Genomic DNA, 16756 nt, shown 5'->3' with positions numbered 1-16756 from the left:
ACCAGAAAGATGAAGAATACCGAAGTGGCCAGCCGCCGGGACGAGGCGATTTCGCGCGGTGTGGGGATGCAGACGCAGATCTATGCTGACCGGGCGCTGAACGCCGAGGTCTGGGATGTTGAGGGCAATCGCTATATCGACTTCGCTGCGGGCATCGCGGTGGTGAATACCGGCCATTGCCACCCGAAGGTCATGGCGGCAGTGGCCGAACAGATGGGCCGCTTCACCCATACCTGCCATCAGGTCATGCCCTACGAGAACTACATCCGCCTCGCCGAGCGCCTGAATGAAAAGGTGCCGGGCGATTTCCGCAAGAAGACGATCTTCGTCACCACCGGCGCCGAAGCCTGCGAGAATGCGGTGAAGATCGCCCGCATCGCCACCGGCCGCGATGCGGTCATCGCCTTCGGCGGCGGCTTCCACGGCCGCACCTTCATGGGCATGGCGCTGACCGGCAAGGTGGAACCCTACAAGAAGGGCTTCGGCTCGATGATGCCGGGCGTATTCCATGTGCCCTTCCCGATGGATGTGCACGGGATTTCGGCCAGGGATGCGATGGCGGGGATCGAGAAGCTGTTCAAGGCCGATCTGGACCCGGCGCGCGTCGCCGCGATCATCTTTGAACCCGTGCAGGGCGAAGGCGGCTTCTACCCGGCGCCGACCGAGCTGGTGAAGGCGATCCGCGCGCTGTGCGACAAGCATGGCATCGTGATGATTGCCGACGAGGTGCAGACCGGCTTTGCCCGCACCGGCCACCTGTTCGCCATGGAGGCGCATGGCGTCGCGGCCGATCTGACCACCATGGCCAAGGGTCTGGCGGGTGGCCTGCCGCTGGCGGCAGTGACCGGCAAGGCAGAGCTGATGGATGCGGCCAATCCCGGCGGTCTGGGCGGCACCTATGCGGGCAACCCGCTGGGCATCGCCGCCTCGCATGCCGTGCTGGATGTGATCGAGGAGGAAGACCTTTGCGCCCGCGCCAACGAGCTGGGCTCGCGGCTGAAACAGAAGCTCGAATCGCTGCGCGCGACCACACCCGAGATCGTCGACATCCGCGGCCCCGGCTTCATGGTGGCGGTGGAGTTTGCCAATCCCTCGACCAAGGAACCCGATGCGGGCTTCACCGGCCGGGTGCGGGCCGAGGCGCAAAAGCGCGGGCTGATCCTGCTGACCTGCGGTGTTTACGGCAACGTCGTGCGGTTCCTTGCCCCGATCACCATTCCCGACGCGCATTTCGCCGAGGCGATGGAGATTCTGGAAGCCTCGGTCGCGGCGGCGCAACAGGGCTGAGCGGGGCTGGGGGCTCTGCCCCCGCGCCTTCGGCGCTCCCCCGGGATATTTATGGACAGAAAATGAAGGGGGGCCTCATGCCCTCCTTTTGCTCTGCCCTCCTTTTTCGTTGTGCGCGGCCGGGGTGACCGCTATGCGGGCGGCATGGACGGGATAGAGTTTTCCGGGGTGCAATATGCGGTGCAGGGCAAGCCGGTCCTGCACGGCATCACGCTTTCGCTGCATGAGAGGCGCATCGGCATCGTCGGGCGCAACGGATCGGGCAAAACCACATTGCTGCGGCTGATGGCAGGGCTGTTGGCGCCGACGGGCGGCACGATCCGGGTGGCAGGCGTGGACCCGGCGGTGGATCGCAAGGCCATGTTGCGGGCCATCGGCATCCTGTTCCAGAACCCTGATCACCAGATCATCTTCCCCACGGTAGAGGAAGAACTGGCCTTCGGTCTGCGTCAGCTGGGGCTGCGGGCCGGGGAGGCCACGGCGCGGGTGCGGACCTGCCTCGCGGCAGAGGGCCGCGCGCATTGGGCGGCGGCGCCCGTCACAGCGCTGAGCCAAGGGCAGAAGCAATGGCTGTGTCTGATGGCGGTTTTGCTGATGGAGCCGGCGACACTGTTGCTGGACGAACCCTTCGCGGCACTGGATTTACCCACGCAGGCGCGGCTGTCGCGGAGGCTGGCATCCCTGCCGCAGCGGCTGGTGACCATCAGCCATGATCCGCAGGCGGTGGCGGGTTGCGACCGGGTGATCTGGCTTGAGGCCGGCCGCGTGGTGGGCGACGGCGCCGCTGCCGGGGTTCTGGAGGAATTCCGGGCCGAGATGGCGCGGCGGGGGGATAGCGATGCTGACACTGACCTCGGCGCATGAGACAGCAGCGCATCGCTGGCCTGCCGGGCCAAAGCTGGCCGCTGCCGCGCTGGGATCGGCGCTGATCTTTCCGGTGCAGGCACTGCCGGTAATCGGTGGCGCGCTGCTGGCGCTGGCGGCGCTGCATCTGGTGCTGGGGTGGGGCTTCACCCGCGAGGCAGCGGGGCGGCTGTGGATGCTCTGGCCGTTTCTGCTGGTGCTGACGCTCTGGCATCTGTGGACGGGCGAAATTCGCGCAGGCGCGGTCATTGCGGGCCGCATGGTCTTTGCCGTGGCGCTGGCCAATCTGGTGACGATGACCACCCGGCTGGATGCGATGCTGGCGGCGGTCGAGCGGGTTCTGACCCCCTTCGCGCGCTTCGGGCTGAACCCCCGCGTGCTGGCGCTGGCGGTCGCGCTGGTCATCCGCTTCACGCCGGTTCTGCTGGACAAGGCCGGGCAATTGCGGCAGGCATGGCGCGCGCGCAGTCCGAAACGCGCCGGGGTGGCCATCGTGCTGCCGCTGGTGCTGACCGCGCTGGATGACGCTGATCATGTGGCCGAGGCCCTGCGCGCGCGGGGCGGGCTTTGAGGAGATCCCCCCGATGGAACGCAACCTGACCCATATCGCGCTTTTCGCTGCTCTTATCGCTGTTCTGGGCCTCGTGCCCAAGATCGACCTCGCCTCGGGCGTGCCGATCACCGCGCAATCGCTGGGCATCATGCTCTGCGGCACGGTGCTGGGCGCGAAACGCGGCACGCTGGCGGTGCTGCTGTTCCTTGGCCTCACCGCGCTGGGTCTGCCGCTTCTGGCGGGCGGGCGTGGCGGGCTTGGTGTCTTTGTCTCGCCCACTGCCGGTTATCTGGTGGGCTTCCCGCTGGCAGCCTTTGTCGCCGGTCTGGTGGTCGAGAAATGGCGCGCGCCTGTGGGCATCGCCGCCTTCGGCGGCGCCTTCCTGGGGGGTCTGGTTGTACTGCATGCCTGTGGCATTGCCGGTATGGCTGCGGTTCTGGGCAAGACCCTGCCCGAGGCCGCCGGTCTGGCCCTGCCCTTCTTTGCCGGTGACCTGCTGAAGGCGGTCATCGCCGGGGCGATCACGCAAGGCCTCGCACGGGTGCGCCCGCAGGCCCTGCTGTCACGCGGCTGAACCATCTGCCAAGGGGGCGGCCTGCCCCCTTTGCTGCGGCCATTCACCCCCGGGAATATTTCCGCAAGGTAGAAGCCCATCCGGCTCTTTATCTTGGTCCAAATATCCCGGGGAAGGCCGCAGGCCGGGGCGGAGCCCCCTCAGACTCAGACCTGCAGAACCAGCGCCGAGCCGATACCCCCGGCCGCCGCGATGGCGGCAAGGCCGGGGCCATGTTGCAGCCCGTGAAACAGCCGGGCAACCAGAATGGCCCCCGAGGCCCCGATGGGGTGCCCTCGCGCCAGCGCCCCACCGCCCGGATTGACGCGTTTCTCTGGCAGGGCACAGGCGTCCATGCAGGCAAGGGCCTGCACGGCATAGGCTTCCATTAGCTCAATCCACTCCAGTCCATCGGGGGCAAGGCCGGTGCGGTCCAGCACCCGGCGGATGGCGGCGACCGGGGCCAGGCCCGGCTCTTCCGGTGCGGCACCCAGCGTCGCACAGGCGCGGATGCGCAGGCTGCGACGTGCCTTTGCCGCGATATCCGGCGCTACGACCAGCGCGAAAGCTGCGCCGTCGGCCTCCACCGCCGTGGTTGCGGCATTGACGCTGCCCGCCAGACGTGGTGCGCGGGCCGCCAGCGCCGGGGTCAGCGTGCGGGTGAAACCATCCCTGTCCTGCCCCGCGACCGGCACGATTTCCGGCTGCGCGCTGGCGCGGGCAAGGGCATGGCTGCGCACCGCCCAGGCCTGCTGGCGCGCGGCAGAAATCCCCAGCCGGTCGGCCAGTGCGGCGGCGGCATCGGTCATGTCCGGATCACGGTCGGGCCATGGGGTGAAGGGCGGGCGGTCATAAGGTTGCGGCGTCTGACCGGGCGCCTGTGCCAGCCGCAGGGGGCGGCGCGAATAGCTTTCCACCCCGCCCGCCAGCACCACCCTTGCCTGCCCGGACGCCACCAGCGCCGCCGCAATGCCAATGGCATCCAGCCCGCCCGCACACTGGCGGTCGACGCTCAGCCCCGCGACACGCTCTGGCAAACCCGCGGCCAGCGCCGCCAGCCGCGCCGGATTGCCGCCCGCCCCCAGCGCGTTCGACAGGATCAGCTCGTCCACCTGATCCAGCGCGATGCCTGCATCCTTCAGAACGGCGGCAATCACGGGCGCGGCCAGTTCGTGCAGGGCAAGACCGGCGAAGGCGCCGCCACGCGGCATCACCGGGCTGCGGCGGGCGGCGATCAGGCGGGGTTCAGTCATCGGGCAGATCCCACGCCAGCGCTGCGAGGTCAGTCTTGCCCGAGGGCAACTCGGGCCAACTGTCGCGCCAGATCACGCGGCGCGGCGCGGCCAGCGGGCCGAAAGCGGCGCGCAAGGCCTGAAGGATTGCAGGCTCTGCCGCCCGGTCTCCGACCACAACCGCCACCAGAACCTGCCCGCGCAAACCATCGGCCACCGGCAGAACAGCGGCGCGCGTCACGCCGGGCAGGCCCAGCAGCGCCAGTTCGATTTCCTCGGGGAACACGCTCTGATCGGCAATCTTCACCCGCCGCCCGGCCCTGCCACGCAGAAACAGCGCGCCATCGCGCAACTCGGCAAATTCATCCAGATGCAGCCAGCCGTCACGCCATTCGGCCCCGGCCCCGCCTCCGGCATAGCCCTCGGCCAGATAGGGCGATCTGACGGACAAGCCATCGGTGTCACAGCGCAATTCAACACCGGGATAGGGTCGTCCCACGCTGTCGGGCGGGGTCGTTTCATCCGCCATGGCGATGAAGCTCGCCTCCGCCGCGCCGTAAAACTCGGTTACCCGCGCCGGACCCAAAGCGGCCAACACCGCCCGCAGCCCCGGATCGAGCTTCGATCCGCCGACGACGATATGGCGCAGATCGGGCAGCGCGCCGCCCGCCTCGGTCAGCAGGCGCAGTTGCGCAGGCGTCGCGTAAAGCAGCGACACGCGCCGCGCTGCCAGCGCCGCGCGCTGCCGGTCGGGGCGCAGACCGTCCAGCAGATGCAGCTCCGCCCCAAGATGCAGCGCCTCCACCGCGCCATAAAGCGCCAGCGAATGCACCAGCCGCCCCAATACGGCGACCCGCGTGCCCGGCCCGATGCCGAACAGCCGGGCATTCACCGCGAAACTGGCGATCCAGGATGCCTGCGTGCGGCGGATGCGTTTCGGCGTGCCCGAGGTGCCGCCGGTCAGGGTTTCAAACACCGGCACCCTGCCCGGTTCGGGCGGCGGAGCCTCCGTCGCCCCGATACGAAACGCCGGATGCCCGATGGCAGACTGCAAGGCGGCCAGCGCCGGACGATCCGGCAGAACCGCAGCCCCCGGCACCGCCCCCTCGCAAACCGTGCCGCGCGCATCGACCGCCCGCGCCACCGGATGCCAGAGAAAGCTCTCCACCCCGCCTAGCCCGCGCGCAGCAGCGACACCACGCGGCGCAGCGCCAGAAGGTAGCCTTCCGTCCCGCAGCCCGCGATCACCCCATCTGCCCGCAGCGAGACATAGGAGTGATGGCGAAAGCTCTCGCGCTTGTGGACATTCGAGATATGCACCTCGATCACCGGCCCCTCGAAGGCGTTCAACGCATCCAGAATGGCGACCGAAGTATGGGTATAGGCGGCCGGGTTGATGACGATGGCCGAGGCGGCATCGCGCGCCGTATGGATCATCTCGACAATCGCGCCCTCGTGGTTCGACTGCGCGAAATGCAGTTCCACCCCAAGATCGGCAGCCAGCGCGGCGCAGCGCGCCTCGACATCAGTCAGCGTTTCATGGCCGTAAACCTCGGGCTGTCGCTTGCCCAGCAGGTTGAGGTTCGGCCCGTTGAGGATATGGATCGGTTTCATGTCTGCCCGTTGCACTGGATCGCCGCCACGATAGCAATGCCCGCCCCCCCTGGCCAGATGGCTTGCCCCGCGCAGGCAGGCATGGCAAGCGATGGAAAACGGGAGGGCGGATGAAGCTGCTACTGATCCATACCGGCGGCACCATCGGCATGGCGCCGGGGCCGGACGGGCTGCACCCCGCACCGGGGCTGGTCGAGGCGGCGCTGGCCGCTCGGCTGCCCGGAGGCACCGATCTGGTGGCCGAGGTCTTTGCCCCCCTGCGCGACAGCGCCGATGTCAGCCCGGCAGAATGGAACCGCATCCTGACGCTGATGGCGGATCATCCGGGCCGGGCGGTTCTGCTGACCCATGGCACCGATACACTGGCCTATACCGGCGCGGCGCTGGATCAGGCGCTGGCCGGGTCGGGGCGGCGGCTGGTGATCTGCGGTGCCATGGTGCCGCTGGGCATGGGCGGCGATGCCGAGGCCAATCTGGACCTTGCGGTGGCCGCACTGGCCGAACAAGGCGCCGGGGTGTTTCTCGCGCTTGGCGGCGCGCTGCTGCCCGCAGGCGGTCTTGCCAAGATCGACAGCCACGCGCCGGATGCCTTCACCGCCCTGCCCCAGCCAGCGCCCGTTCCGCGTGCGCCACATCCGGCGCCGTTTGACGAAAACAAGCGCCTTGCCATCCTCAGCCTGTCGCCCGGCCTGCCCGCCGCGATGCTGGAGGCGGCGCTGGAGGCACTGGATGCCGCTGTGCTGCGGGTCTTTGGTGCCGGAACCATGATGTCCGACCCCGCAATTGTGGCAGCACTGGCCCGTGCCACGGCGCGCGGCTGCCGTATCCGCGCGGTCAGCCAGTGCCTGCGCGGCGGGCTGGAACCGGGGGCCTATGCCGCCGGAGCCGCGCTCTGGTCCGCCGGGGTGGAAAACGGCGGTCTGGAAACGGCCGAGGCCGCCCTGGCGCGGCTGTGGCTGGATCTTTCGGACCGCGCCCCGCGCACGATCGCGTGAAGGGTGTAACTTTCGCCCTCTCCTGACCGTAGAATAGAAAAAGCGACAGGAGGCACCGCGATGGCGCAACGCTACAATTCCGGGCTCGGCTGGGCCGATGTCACCCCGAAGGCTGGCTGGCTGAACCGCAGGCAGCTGATGATGACCATGGGCGCGGCGCTGGCGGCCAGCCCCGCACTGGCCGCGACCGGCCCCTATTCCACCGACGAGGCGCCAAACAGCCTTGAGGACATCACGGGCTACAACAATTTCTATGAATTCGGCTTCGACAAGACCGACCCGGCCACCCATGCGGGCAAGCTGACCACCTCCCCCTGGGCGGTGGAGGTTGACGGGCTGGTGGATCGCCCCGGCAGCTACGACCTTGGCGATCTGCTGAAGGGCATGCCGGTCGAGGAACGCATCTACCGCTTCCGCTGTGTCGAGGCGTGGTCGATGATCATTCCGTGGAACGGCGTGCAGCTTTCGCATGTGCTGGATCGTGTCGGCGTGCAACCCGGCGCGAAATTCGTGCAGTTCACCTCGCTGGCCCGGCCCGAGGAAATGCCGGGGGTCAAGGCCGGTCTGCTGGACTGGCCCTACCGCGAGGGGCTGCGTATGGACGAGGCGATGCACCCGCTGACCCTGCTGGCGACCGGGATCTATGGCGAGCCGATGCCGAACCAGAACGGCGCGCCGATCCGGCTGGTGGTGCCGTGGAAATACGGGTTCAAATCCGCGAAATCGCTGGTGAAGATCACACTGACCGACCGCATGCCCTATACAACCTGGAACGCGCTTCAGCCCAAGGAATACGGCTTTTATGCCAATGTGAACCCGGAGGTGGATCACCCGCGCTGGTCGCAGGCGTCCGAGCGCCGCATCGGTGCGGGCCTGTTCGCGTCTAGGGTCGATACGCAAAAGTTCAATGGTTACGGGGATCTGGTGGCCGATCTTTACAAGGGGCAGGATCTGGCGAGGGATTACTGATGCTGCGCGATACGATCCACCGCGCCTTGCGGCCGGTGCGCCCCTGGATGGTCTACACCCTGGGGGCGCTGCCCGCGTTGCTGCTGGTCGTTGATGTATTCACCGGAAATCTGGGCGTCGATCCGGTCAAGACCATCGAACACCGCGTCGGCGAGGTTGCGCTGCAACTGATCGTGGCAGGGCTGTGCATCACACCGCTGCGCCGATTTGCCGGGCTGAACCTCATCCGCTTCCGGCGCCAGATTGGCGTGCTGGCCTTCGTGTACGCGGCACTGCATCTGCTGGTCTGGATCACGCTGGACCTGCAATTCCGCTGGTCGGAAATAGGCGCAGATCTGGTGAAGCGGCCCTATATCATCGTCGGCTTTGCGGCTTTCCTGATGCTGCTGCCACTGGCCGTCACCTCGAACAATGCCGCGATCCGCCGGATGGGCGCCGCCGCCTGGCAGCGTCTGCACTGGCTGACCTACCCCGCCGCCATGTTGGCGGGGCTGCATTTCATCATGCTGGTCAAGGCCTGGCCCGCCGAGCCGCTGATCTATATGGGCGCCATCCTCGCCCTGCTGGGTTTGCGCCTGATCCCGCGCGCCGCCCCGCGCCGGGTGCCTGCATAAAAAAACGCCCGGGCCGCAAGGGACCGGGCGCAGGTTTGCCGGAAAGGGCCTGTCAGGCCACCTTTTCCAGCGCCACCTCGGGAGAGATCCCCAGCGCGTGACAGACATCACGCGTGAGATGCGGACGGTTCAGGGTGTAGAAGTGCAGGTCTTCCACCCCTTCCGAAATCAGTTCGTCGCACAGTTCGGTGCACAGCGCGACCGACAGCAACTCCTCGCGGCCATCGCGTTTTGCGGTGGCATAGGCATCATCGAGCCACTGCGGCACCTGTGCCCCGCAGCGCGACGCGAATTTCTTGACGCCCGCGAAATTCTCGATCGGCAGGATGCCGGGGATGATCGGGGCGGTGATGCCCTCCTTTGCGCAAAGATCGCGGAAGCGCAGGAAGGTTTCGGCCTCGAAGAAGAACTGGGTGATGGCCGAGGTTGCACCGGCATCCAGCTTGCGTTTCAGCCAGCGCACATCGGCCAGCGTATCGGCGGCATCGGGGTGCGGTTCGGGGTAGGCGCCGACGCGCAGGGTGAATTTGCCGGTGGCGGCCAGCGCCTCGATCAGTTCCACGCTGTTGGCAAAGCCTTCAGGATGCGGGGTGAAGCGGGTCGCGCCCTTCGGCGCATCGCCGCGCAGCGCCACGATTTCACGCACACCGGCGTCAGCATAGGCCGTCGCGATTTCCAGCGTCTCGGCCTTGGTCGCCTCCACACAAGTCAGATGCGCCGCGACGTTCAGGCCATAGTTGCGCCCGATGGTGGTGACCGCCTCATGCGTCAGCTTGCGGGTGGTGCCGCCCGCGCCGTAGGTGACCGAGGCAAATGTCGGACGCAGCGGCGCCAGCATCTGCACGGTTTCCCACAGTTTGAACGACGCATCCAGCGTCTGGGGCGGGAAGAACTCGAACGAGATGCGCGGGGTCGTCATGATCTGCTCCGTGTTTGCGGTGTGTCCCTTGTGCCGGAAAGCGGCCTGTGAGACAAATTCATAATTCTCAAGATCAACATGAGGCCGCTTCATGTATTTCGAGCTGCGCCACCTGCGCACCATCCGCGCCATCCATGATTGCGGCGGGCTGGCCCGCGCCGCCGACATGCTGAACATGACTCAATCGGCCCTGAGCCATCAGGTGAAGGGGCTGGAGGAGCAGGCGGGGGTCGAACTGTTCGTGCGCCGTTCAAAACCTCTGAAGCTTTCCGCCGCCGGGCAGCGCATGCTGCGGCTGGCCGACAAGGTGCTGCCCGAGGTTGAGGCGCTGGAGGACGAGTTTCGTGCCCTGCGCGCGGGCAAGACCGGGCGGCTGCATATCACGCTGGAATGTCACGCCTGTTTCGACTGGCTGTTCCCGGTGCTGGAGAAATTCCGCCACGCCTGGCCCGATGTGGATGTGGACATCCGCGCGGGCCTGGCCTTCGATGCCTTCCCCGCGCTCGACCGCGAGGAAGTCGATCTGGTCATCACCTCGAACCCGACCGACCTGCCGGGCGTGGTGTTCAACCCGCTGTTCGACTATCACCCCACGCTGGTTGCATCCTCCGCCAATCCGCTGGCGGGCAAGGCCGCGATCAGTGCCGAGGATCTGCGCGATCAGATGCTGATCACCTACCCCGTCAGCCGCGACAAGCTGGATGTGTTCACCGAATTGCTGACCCCCGCCAAGGTAGAGCCGCGCGGGCACCGGCAGGCCGAACTGACGGCGGTGATCCTGATGCTGGTCGGCTCGAATCGCGGGGTTTCCGTGCTGCCCGACTGGGTGCTGCGCGGGGTGCGTGACAATCCCGATTATGCGCTGCGCCCGCTGGCGGGGAACCCGTCGAAACGGCTGTACGCTGCCACGCGCACCGAGGATGCGACCCAGCCCTACATGGCGCATTTCCTGCGTCTGGGGCGCACCGAGGCGGTGAAGCTGCAACGCGGCTGAACCCTGTTCCTTCGGGAACAGCCGCGCCCGGCGTGCCATGGCAGGGTGAGCGTATCAGAGAAGGAGATCCCCCATGGCCCGCACGATCCGTTTCACCAATGGCGACGACAGCTTCCGTCAGGGCTTTGCCCCCGAAAACACCCGGCTGACGCTGGTGATGGGCGGCGGCAAGGACAGCGTGCTTCTGGACCGCGACGATGATCTGGGCGGGCTGAACCGCGTGCTCGCCGGCGCAGGCGACGATTCTGTGATCAGCCGGATCGAACAGGGCAATGTGATCTCGCTCGGCGCGGGGAACGATATTTATGTCAGCACCGGCTTCGGCAGCTTCGCCACCGACCGCGGCGACCGTGTTTCGGGCGGCGCGGGCAGGGACACATTCGCCGTCTCGACCTTCCAGAGCACCTATCTGGGTGGCACCGGCAACGACATTTTCCACTCCGTCGGCTGGCAGAACACTTTCGTCGGCGGCAAGGGTCGTGACACCATCAGCTATGAGCCGCGCGCGGATGATTTCACCCAGGGCGGCAGCGGTGTGACTGTCGATCTGGGTGCAGGCCGTACCCAGACCGGCGCCAACCGTTTTGAAACCCTGCGCGGCATCGAGAACGCCATCGGCTCGGGCGCGGATGATGCGCTGTTCGGCACCAATGGCCGTAACGTGCTGACCGGCGGACTGGGCTTTGACCAGCTGACCGGACGCGGCGGTGCCGATACTTTTGTCTGGCGCAGCGCCGCCGAGGCGGCGATGGCCTCGGATGCCATCGACCTCGTGACGGATTTCAGCACCGCACAGCGTGACCGGATCGACCTGCGCGGCATCGACGCCGATGCCACCACCCGCGCCAATGACGCGTTCGACTTCATCGGCGCGCAGGGCTTCAGCGGCACGGCGGGCGAGCTGCGCTTTGCCGGTCAGATCCTTGAAGGCGACACCAACGGCGACGGTCTCGCCGATTTCCGTATCGGCCTGCTGAATGTCGACACGCTCGGCGCCAGCGACATCCTGCTGTAAGCGTCAGTATTTCGACGGCACATACAACTCGGGCGGCAGCACCGCCCGTTCATAGGACGGATTGAACACGCGATCCGGCAAGTGGATTTCCTCGTGCGGGACAGGGCCATAGGGCACCATGCTCAGGAAATGGTCGATACAGTTCAGCCGAGCGCGCTTCTTGTCATTGCCCTCCACGATATACCATGGTGCTTCCGCGATATTGGTGCGGGCGAACATCTGTTCCTTGGCCTTGGTATAACGCTCCCACCGCACCCGCGATTGCAGGTCCATCGGGCTGAGCTTCCATTGTTTCATCGGATCATGGATGCGCATGAGAAAGCGAAACTGCTGTTCCTCGTCGGTGATCGAGAACCAGTATTTCACCAGCCGGATACCCGAACGCACCAGCATCCGTTCAAACTCCGGCACGTCACGGAAGAACTCTTCTACCTGATCCTCGGTGGCGAACCCCATCACCCGCTCAACCCCGGCGCGGTTATACCAGCTTCGGTCGAACAGCACGATTTCCCCCGCCGCTGGCAGATGCGGCACATAGCGCTGGAAATACCACTGGCTGCGCTCGCGTTCGGTGGGCGCGGGCAGCGCCACGGTGCGCACCACGCGCGGGTTCAGCCGCTGGGTGATGCGCTTGATGACGCCCCCCTTCCCGGCCGAGTCGCGCCCCTCGAACAGCACCACGACCTTTTCACCGGAATGCACCACCCAGTCCTGCAACTTGATCAGTTCCGACTGCAGCCGGATCAGCGCATGCATGTAGGTGACACGGTCCAACGCATTCGGGTGCTTCTCCTTGTAGATACGGGCGATTTCCTCGGAAATTGCCACATCTTCCAGCTCCAGCTCGTATTCCTCGTCCAGCGTATCAGCCAGCTCTGCCGCCAGCCAGTCACGCCCCGGAAGATCCTCTTCGCCGTTCATCACCGCCCCCTGTCCTGCGCACGGTCGTTTCGCGCCGAGACAAACCATGTCCACATGACGGTTTCGTGACAGATTGATAACATCTGTCCCCGGCGGTGCCGGATGCAAGACAATGCCCCGCCCCCTTCACAAAGCGTGCATTCCGGTCTAGAAGCCCCGGCTTGAACATCCGACATGACCGAACGAACCGAGGAAAGCCGATGCAAGGCAGCGCCAACCTGAACGTGATGATCAAGGCGGCCCGCAAGGCCGGCCGCAGCCTTGTGAAAGACTTCCGCGAGGTGGAAAACCTTCAGGTCTCGGCCAAGGGTCCGGGCGACTTCGTGTCGAAGGCCGACCGCGAGGCGGAACGCATCATCAAGGAAGAGCTGATGGGTGCCCGCCCGACCTATGGCTGGCTGGGCGAGGAAACCGGCGAGGAAGCCGGGCAAGACCCGACCCGCCGCTGGATCGTCGATCCGCTGGACGGCACCACCAACTTCCTGCACGGCATCCCGCACTGGGCGGTTTCCATCGCGCTGGAACACAAGGGCGAGATCACCTCGGCCGTCGTGTTCGACGCCGCGAAGGATGAGCTTTACTGGGCCGAAAAAGGCGCCGGGTCGTGGATGAACGACAAGCGTCTGCGCGTCTCGGGCCGTCGCCATATGCATGAGGCGCTGTTTTCCACCGGCGTGCCTTTCGGTGCAAAGCTCGGCCTGCCCGCCGTGTTTCAGGATCTCGCCCGACTGATGCCCGCCACCGCCGGGGTGCGGCGGCTCGGCTCCGCCTCGCTCGACCTCGCCTGGGTTGCGGCGGGGCGTTACGACGGCTTCTGGGAACGTGGCAACAAGATCTGGGACATTGCGGCCGGTATCCTGCTGGTGAAAGAGGCCGGTGGCCTGATGTCGGGCATCCGCGAGGGGCAGGACATCCTCGAAAGCGGCTCTGTCATCTGCGCCAACGAGGCCCTGTTCGAGCCCTTCCGCAAGATCATCCGCGGCGAGTGATCAGCGGCCGCGCCGGGGGACCACCGGCACCCGGCTGCGCGACAGCCGGTAAGTGGCGGGCGGATGGGCCGGGTGTCCCTCGGTCCGCCGCCAGAAGCCGGGGCCACCGCGCCGCAGCCACACCAGAAGCGTCAGCACGAAGCCTGCCACGAAACCGCCCGCATGCGCCCAATACGCAACGCCGCCCATATCGGTTGGTGTGCTGATGCCCGATACCAGTTGCAGCGCGAACCAGATCCCCAGCACCGCCCAGGCCGGAATGGCGAAGATGCGGAAGAAGATCACGAAGATCACCAGCACATCGACCCGCGCGCGCGGAAACAGCAACAGATAGCCCCCCATCACGCCCGCAATCGCCCCCGAGGCGCCAACCATGGGAACGGGCGAAGACGGTTCAGCCGCCACCTGCGCGAAAGCCGCAGCGAGGCCGCAGGCCAGATAGAAGCCCAGAAAACCCGCATGGCCGAACTGGTCTTCCAGATTGTCGCCGAAGATCCAAAGAAACAGCATGTTCCCCAGCAGATGGGCCCAGCCGCCGTGCAGGAACATCGCGGTCAGCAGCCCGCCGTAATGGCCCCCGTGTATCAGATCGGCTGGCACCAGCCCGTAGCGGTAGAAAAACCCGTCCAGCGCCGCGCCATCGGGCAGCACCAGCCAGTAGCTGACGAAAATCGCCACATTGGCCGCGATCAGCGCCCAGGTGATGTACGGGGTACGCCCCGAAGGGTTATGGTCACGGATCGGAAACATCCGCTCACGCTTCCCGATCCCGCGCCGCGCGTCAAGTGACCGGCGTAAACGAGGCGCGTTGCCGCTCCGGGCAACGCCTCCCGCGCCTGAAACAGAGACGGGCAAAAAGGCTGAGAGAGGATCAAGATGGTCGGGGCGAGAAGATTCGAATCTCGCACTTCTCGCCCATAGGTTCGCGAACATGATATATTTCAATTACTTACAGCTAAACCAATCGGTTCATTTTTGAATTTTGTGCAAAGCCTGTGCAAACTTTGTGCAAAGTGACTGGGCACTGATTCGGCATGTCAAGGCGCAATATCAGCTTGAAGCCGAATCTTCGGCTGACGCCGATTGATACCCTGCCGCCCTTGCCGAACTACCAACGCCACGTCAATCTCGCGCTGCAATCAACACGTGAGTCATTCATGCGCCCACTCATTCTTTCCGCGTTTCCCATCCTTCTGGCCGGATGCGTTACCGACCTCACCGCAGAGGCCCAGAGGGTTCGGCAACTATCACTTGCCACCGCCGAGCGATGCACCTTCCTAGGCCCTGTGGCGGGTTCGGAGTACTTCGCATGGACGACGGGCGGTGACGCTCAAAGCGCGCTGAACAAAGTCAGAAACGAGGTAGCGAAACGGGGCGGCAACGCATTTGTGCTGACCCAGACCGTTTCAAACGATGATGGGACGATCTCGCACGCCGACGCTTACCGCTGCCCGTGACACTGCGCGACAGGCTGAATAGCTCAAGGCCCGCGTCAGCGGGCCTTTTTCACATCCGCCCGACCGTTCCGCCGCCCCTCTTCCACACCCCACATATTCATGATACACCCCACTTGACAATCTGAATTCACTTCAAAAACGAAATTTCACTTTCATTGACATCTGATTCGTTTTGTGGCAGTATTCAAGCATACCGAAAGTGCCGGGGGCACAGACGGACATGCAACAATCCTGAGCAGTATCATGCCTCTATCCATCACCCTCCGCCGTGCTGCGGAAGCCATGGGCGTACACCCGCCCACCGTCGCGCGACGTCTCACGGGCCTGCCGTTCACTAAGCTGCCGCCGCGTGGTCGCGGTGGGCGTGAACATGCTTTCGCCGTCGCGGACGTGATTCCGCGCCTGTACCGTGCCGAACAGATCGGCGCGATGATACGCGCTGCAACTGACGATCATTCAATCTACGTGGGGTCAGGCCCCGAGGTCATGGACTCGGCGCTGCGCCTAGATGGCTGCCTGTCCGAGTCCGCGCGCGGGCGGTACGCGAAGGCGCGCTCGCAGTTTCTCGCCGGGCTGTCTGCCTCGCGCGGCGGGGCGGGCTATCTGCCGATGATCGAGACCTTGAATCGCAAGCTGCTGCTGCATTCGGAGGTTATGCGCTGGGTCATTCTTGGTCTGCCGCCCCTGATTGACTGGACAGCATTCGCCCCGGCCTTCGCGCTGGTGAATGCGGGCAGCGAGGACGCGGTGGCAGCATGACCCGAATCCAGTGGCTGCGCAACGTGCTGTATTCGCACAAAAATTCCTGCCGAATCCTCGACCGGACCGAGTCCGACGAGGCCCTGAAAGACGCTCTGAATGACGAGGGAAAGGTCTTTGGCGCGATACTGCGCGGCACCCGGCTGTCCGCCTCCGAACTGACCCGGCTTGCTGATCAGGCCGACCTAAAGCCCGGCTTTGTCGGTGCGACAATCAACGATGTGGATTCCGTCCGCATGATCGCGAGATACTGAAAATGACTGATAACACTAGCTTTTTCAACATGGTGAACGCTTCCACCACGCTCTCGGAGCGCTGGGTCAAGGTCGCTGGCGAGGTTGTGACCGCCGCCCGCGAGATGTTCGGAGTCCAGCTCGACCACGAGGACGTTGCATCGCTGACCGCAGTGCGGACATGCGTCCTCGGGGCGCACGATCTGGACGACTACATGACCGAGCTTTCGGCGTTGCAGAAGGTCAAGGACCGCGTACCACCGAAGGCCAAGACGAAGATTGAACCGGCGCAGAAGACCGAGGCGGGCGTGTCGCAGCACCGTTTCGGCAGCGGGGACGCGGCGCACGCGCTGGCCGAAGAGCGTGAGGCGATGCGCCGGTTTGCCGAAGCGCGCGCCGCTGGGCTGCCACCGCCCGAGGATGCGGCGAAGCACGATCCGGCGAACATGAGCGACGTCGAGAAGATCAGGTTCTTGATGGCGGTCCCCGACCGCGCGCGGCGCATGGCGCTTGCCCGCGACTGGAACCTGACTGGGCTTTGACCATGACGCTCGAACAGCTTCAAGACGCGGTCCTTTCCGACCCCGGCGCGGCGCGCTTGCTGGAAGCGACTGCCGCCCTTCCGTTCCACGATGATGCGACCGCCGCCATTCGCAGCCGTGTGGCGAGGGCGTGGGAAGACCCCGAGCTGTTGATTTCCACTGAGAAGTGACCCGTGTAGGCGCATAATTTCCACTGAGATTTGACCCATGTGACCCTCCCCCAAGCGAAGAGCGAGGGGGTCAAAG

The 16756-nt window shown here is 65.6% G+C and carries 21 protein-coding genes; 15 read left to right on the top strand and 6 right to left on the bottom strand.

The genetic code is table 11. The features are described from left to right. Positions 1-9 precede the first annotated feature (9 nt). The 4 genes from IE126_RS05110 (at position 10) to IE126_RS05095 (ending at position 3278) form a co-directional block, all read left to right on the top strand. Positions 10-1287 carry a 4-aminobutyrate--2-oxoglutarate transaminase gene (locus IE126_RS05110; protein WP_054304526.1) on the top strand — a complete coding sequence of 426 codons (1278 nt, stop codon included), beginning with the start codon at positions 10-12 and terminating at the stop codon, positions 1285-1287. 144 nt (positions 1288-1431) lie between these two features. After that, the gene (locus tag IE126_RS05105) at positions 1432-2151 is read left to right on the top strand and encodes an energy-coupling factor ABC transporter ATP-binding protein (RefSeq protein ID WP_189380369.1); all 720 of its coding nucleotides are present in this window, start codon (positions 1432-1434) and stop codon (positions 2149-2151) included. Beyond that, positions 2126-2722 carry an energy-coupling factor transporter transmembrane component T gene (locus tag IE126_RS05100; protein ID WP_108127345.1) on the top strand — a complete coding sequence of 199 codons (597 nt, stop codon included), beginning with the start codon at positions 2126-2128 and terminating at the stop codon, positions 2720-2722. The genes IE126_RS05105 and IE126_RS05100 overlap by 26 nt, the downstream gene beginning before the upstream one ends. Positions 2723-2735: 13 nt before the next feature. Further along, complete coding sequence (locus IE126_RS05095; RefSeq protein WP_189380368.1) at positions 2736-3278, top strand: biotin transporter BioY; 543 nt, start codon at positions 2736-2738, stop codon at positions 3276-3278. Between the two features lie 146 nt (positions 3279-3424). On the opposite strand, the gene IE126_RS05090 is transcribed toward IE126_RS05095, so the two are convergent. The 3 genes from IE126_RS05090 to aroQ are packed head-to-tail and all read right to left on the bottom strand — an operon-like array spanning position 3425 to position 6103. Continuing rightward, on the bottom strand, positions 3425-4510 hold the full coding sequence (locus IE126_RS05090; protein WP_189380367.1) for a thiolase family protein: 1086 nt from the start codon (positions 4508-4510) through the stop codon (positions 3425-3427). Next, a complete protein-coding gene (locus tag IE126_RS05085; RefSeq protein WP_189380366.1) occupies positions 4503-5657 on the bottom strand; it encodes an AMP-binding protein in 1155 nt (384 codons plus the stop codon). Before IE126_RS05085 ends, IE126_RS05090 begins: the two co-directional genes overlap by 8 nt. Positions 5658-5662: 5 nt before the next feature. Continuing rightward, positions 5663-6103 carry a type II 3-dehydroquinate dehydratase gene (aroQ, locus tag IE126_RS05080; RefSeq protein ID WP_054304532.1) on the bottom strand — a complete coding sequence of 147 codons (441 nt, stop codon included), beginning with the start codon at positions 6101-6103 and terminating at the stop codon, positions 5663-5665. Between the two features lie 110 nt (positions 6104-6213). Between aroQ and IE126_RS05075 the strand changes: the two genes are divergently transcribed. The 3 genes from IE126_RS05075 to msrQ are packed head-to-tail and all read left to right on the top strand — an operon-like array spanning position 6214 to position 8681. Continuing rightward, complete coding sequence (locus tag IE126_RS05075; protein ID WP_189380365.1) at positions 6214-7098, top strand: asparaginase domain-containing protein; 885 nt, start codon at positions 6214-6216, stop codon at positions 7096-7098. Positions 7099-7158: 60 nt separating this feature from the next. After that, positions 7159-8067: a protein-methionine-sulfoxide reductase catalytic subunit MsrP gene (gene msrP / locus IE126_RS05070; protein WP_189380364.1), complete on the top strand. Its 909-nt coding sequence runs from the start codon at positions 7159-7161 to the stop codon at positions 8065-8067. Beyond that, entirely contained in the window at positions 8067-8681 is a 615-nt protein-coding gene (gene msrQ / locus IE126_RS05065; protein ID WP_108127355.1) for a protein-methionine-sulfoxide reductase heme-binding subunit MsrQ, read from the top strand. Before msrP ends, msrQ begins: the two co-directional genes overlap by 1 nt. Before the next feature lie 52 nt (positions 8682-8733). Here msrQ and metF read toward each other — a convergent pair whose 3' ends face one another. Further along, a complete protein-coding gene (metF, locus tag IE126_RS05060) occupies positions 8734-9600 on the bottom strand; it encodes a methylenetetrahydrofolate reductase [NAD(P)H] (protein ID WP_189380363.1) in 867 nt (288 codons plus the stop codon). Positions 9601-9691: 91 nt separating this feature from the next. Here metF and IE126_RS05055 point away from each other — a divergent pair, with 91 nt between their 5' ends. After that, positions 9692-10594, top strand: coding sequence for a LysR family transcriptional regulator (locus tag IE126_RS05055; protein WP_054304536.1), 903 nt, complete (start codon positions 9692-9694; stop codon positions 10592-10594). 73 nt (positions 10595-10667) lie between these two features. Then, entirely contained in the window at positions 10668-11609 is a 942-nt protein-coding gene (locus tag IE126_RS05050) for a calcium-binding protein (protein ID WP_054304537.1), read from the top strand. A 3-nt stretch (positions 11610-11612) separates the two neighbouring features. Here IE126_RS05050 and ppk2 read toward each other — a convergent pair whose 3' ends face one another. Next, positions 11613-12530, bottom strand: coding sequence for a polyphosphate kinase 2 (gene ppk2 / locus IE126_RS05045; RefSeq protein ID WP_054304538.1), 918 nt, complete (start codon positions 12528-12530; stop codon positions 11613-11615). A 200-nt stretch (positions 12531-12730) separates the two neighbouring features. On the opposite strand from ppk2, the gene IE126_RS05040 reads away from it, so the two are divergent. Then, positions 12731-13519 carry an inositol monophosphatase family protein gene (locus tag IE126_RS05040; protein ID WP_054304539.1) on the top strand — a complete coding sequence of 263 codons (789 nt, stop codon included), beginning with the start codon at positions 12731-12733 and terminating at the stop codon, positions 13517-13519. On the opposite strand, the gene IE126_RS05035 is transcribed toward IE126_RS05040, so the two are convergent. Continuing rightward, a complete protein-coding gene (locus IE126_RS05035; RefSeq protein ID WP_054304540.1) occupies positions 13520-14269 on the bottom strand; it encodes a rhomboid family intramembrane serine protease in 750 nt (249 codons plus the stop codon). A 284-nt stretch (positions 14270-14553) separates the two neighbouring features. Between IE126_RS05035 and IE126_RS05030 the strand changes: the two genes are divergently transcribed. The 5 genes from IE126_RS05030 (at position 14554) to IE126_RS05010 (ending at position 16680) form a co-directional block, all read left to right on the top strand. Then, the gene (locus IE126_RS05030; protein ID WP_189380362.1) at positions 14554-14976 is read left to right on the top strand and encodes a DUF4156 domain-containing protein; all 423 of its coding nucleotides are present in this window, start codon (positions 14554-14556) and stop codon (positions 14974-14976) included. 243 nt (positions 14977-15219) lie between these two features. Continuing rightward, positions 15220-15735, top strand: a complete 516-nt coding sequence (locus IE126_RS05025) for a hypothetical protein (RefSeq protein WP_189380361.1) — start codon at positions 15220-15222, stop codon at positions 15733-15735. Then, positions 15732-15989 (top strand): hypothetical protein, encoded by a 258-nt coding sequence (locus IE126_RS05020; protein ID WP_189380360.1) that lies wholly within the window; start codon positions 15732-15734, stop codon positions 15987-15989. Before IE126_RS05025 ends, IE126_RS05020 begins: the two co-directional genes overlap by 4 nt. A 2-nt stretch (positions 15990-15991) precedes the next feature. After that, the gene (locus IE126_RS05015; RefSeq protein WP_189380359.1) at positions 15992-16510 is read left to right on the top strand and encodes a hypothetical protein; all 519 of its coding nucleotides are present in this window, start codon (positions 15992-15994) and stop codon (positions 16508-16510) included. A gap of 2 nt (positions 16511-16512) precedes the next feature. Further along, a complete protein-coding gene (locus IE126_RS05010; protein ID WP_189380358.1) occupies positions 16513-16680 on the top strand; it encodes a hypothetical protein in 168 nt (55 codons plus the stop codon). Positions 16681-16756 lie beyond the last annotated feature (76 nt).

It is taken from the genome of Gemmobacter nanjingensis (assembly GCF_014652195.1).
Lineage (GTDB): Bacteria > Pseudomonadota > Alphaproteobacteria > Rhodobacterales > Rhodobacteraceae > Gemmobacter > Gemmobacter caeni.
The sequence above is the reverse complement of the archived record's forward strand: the minus strand, read 5'-3'. Positions and strand labels throughout refer to the sequence as shown.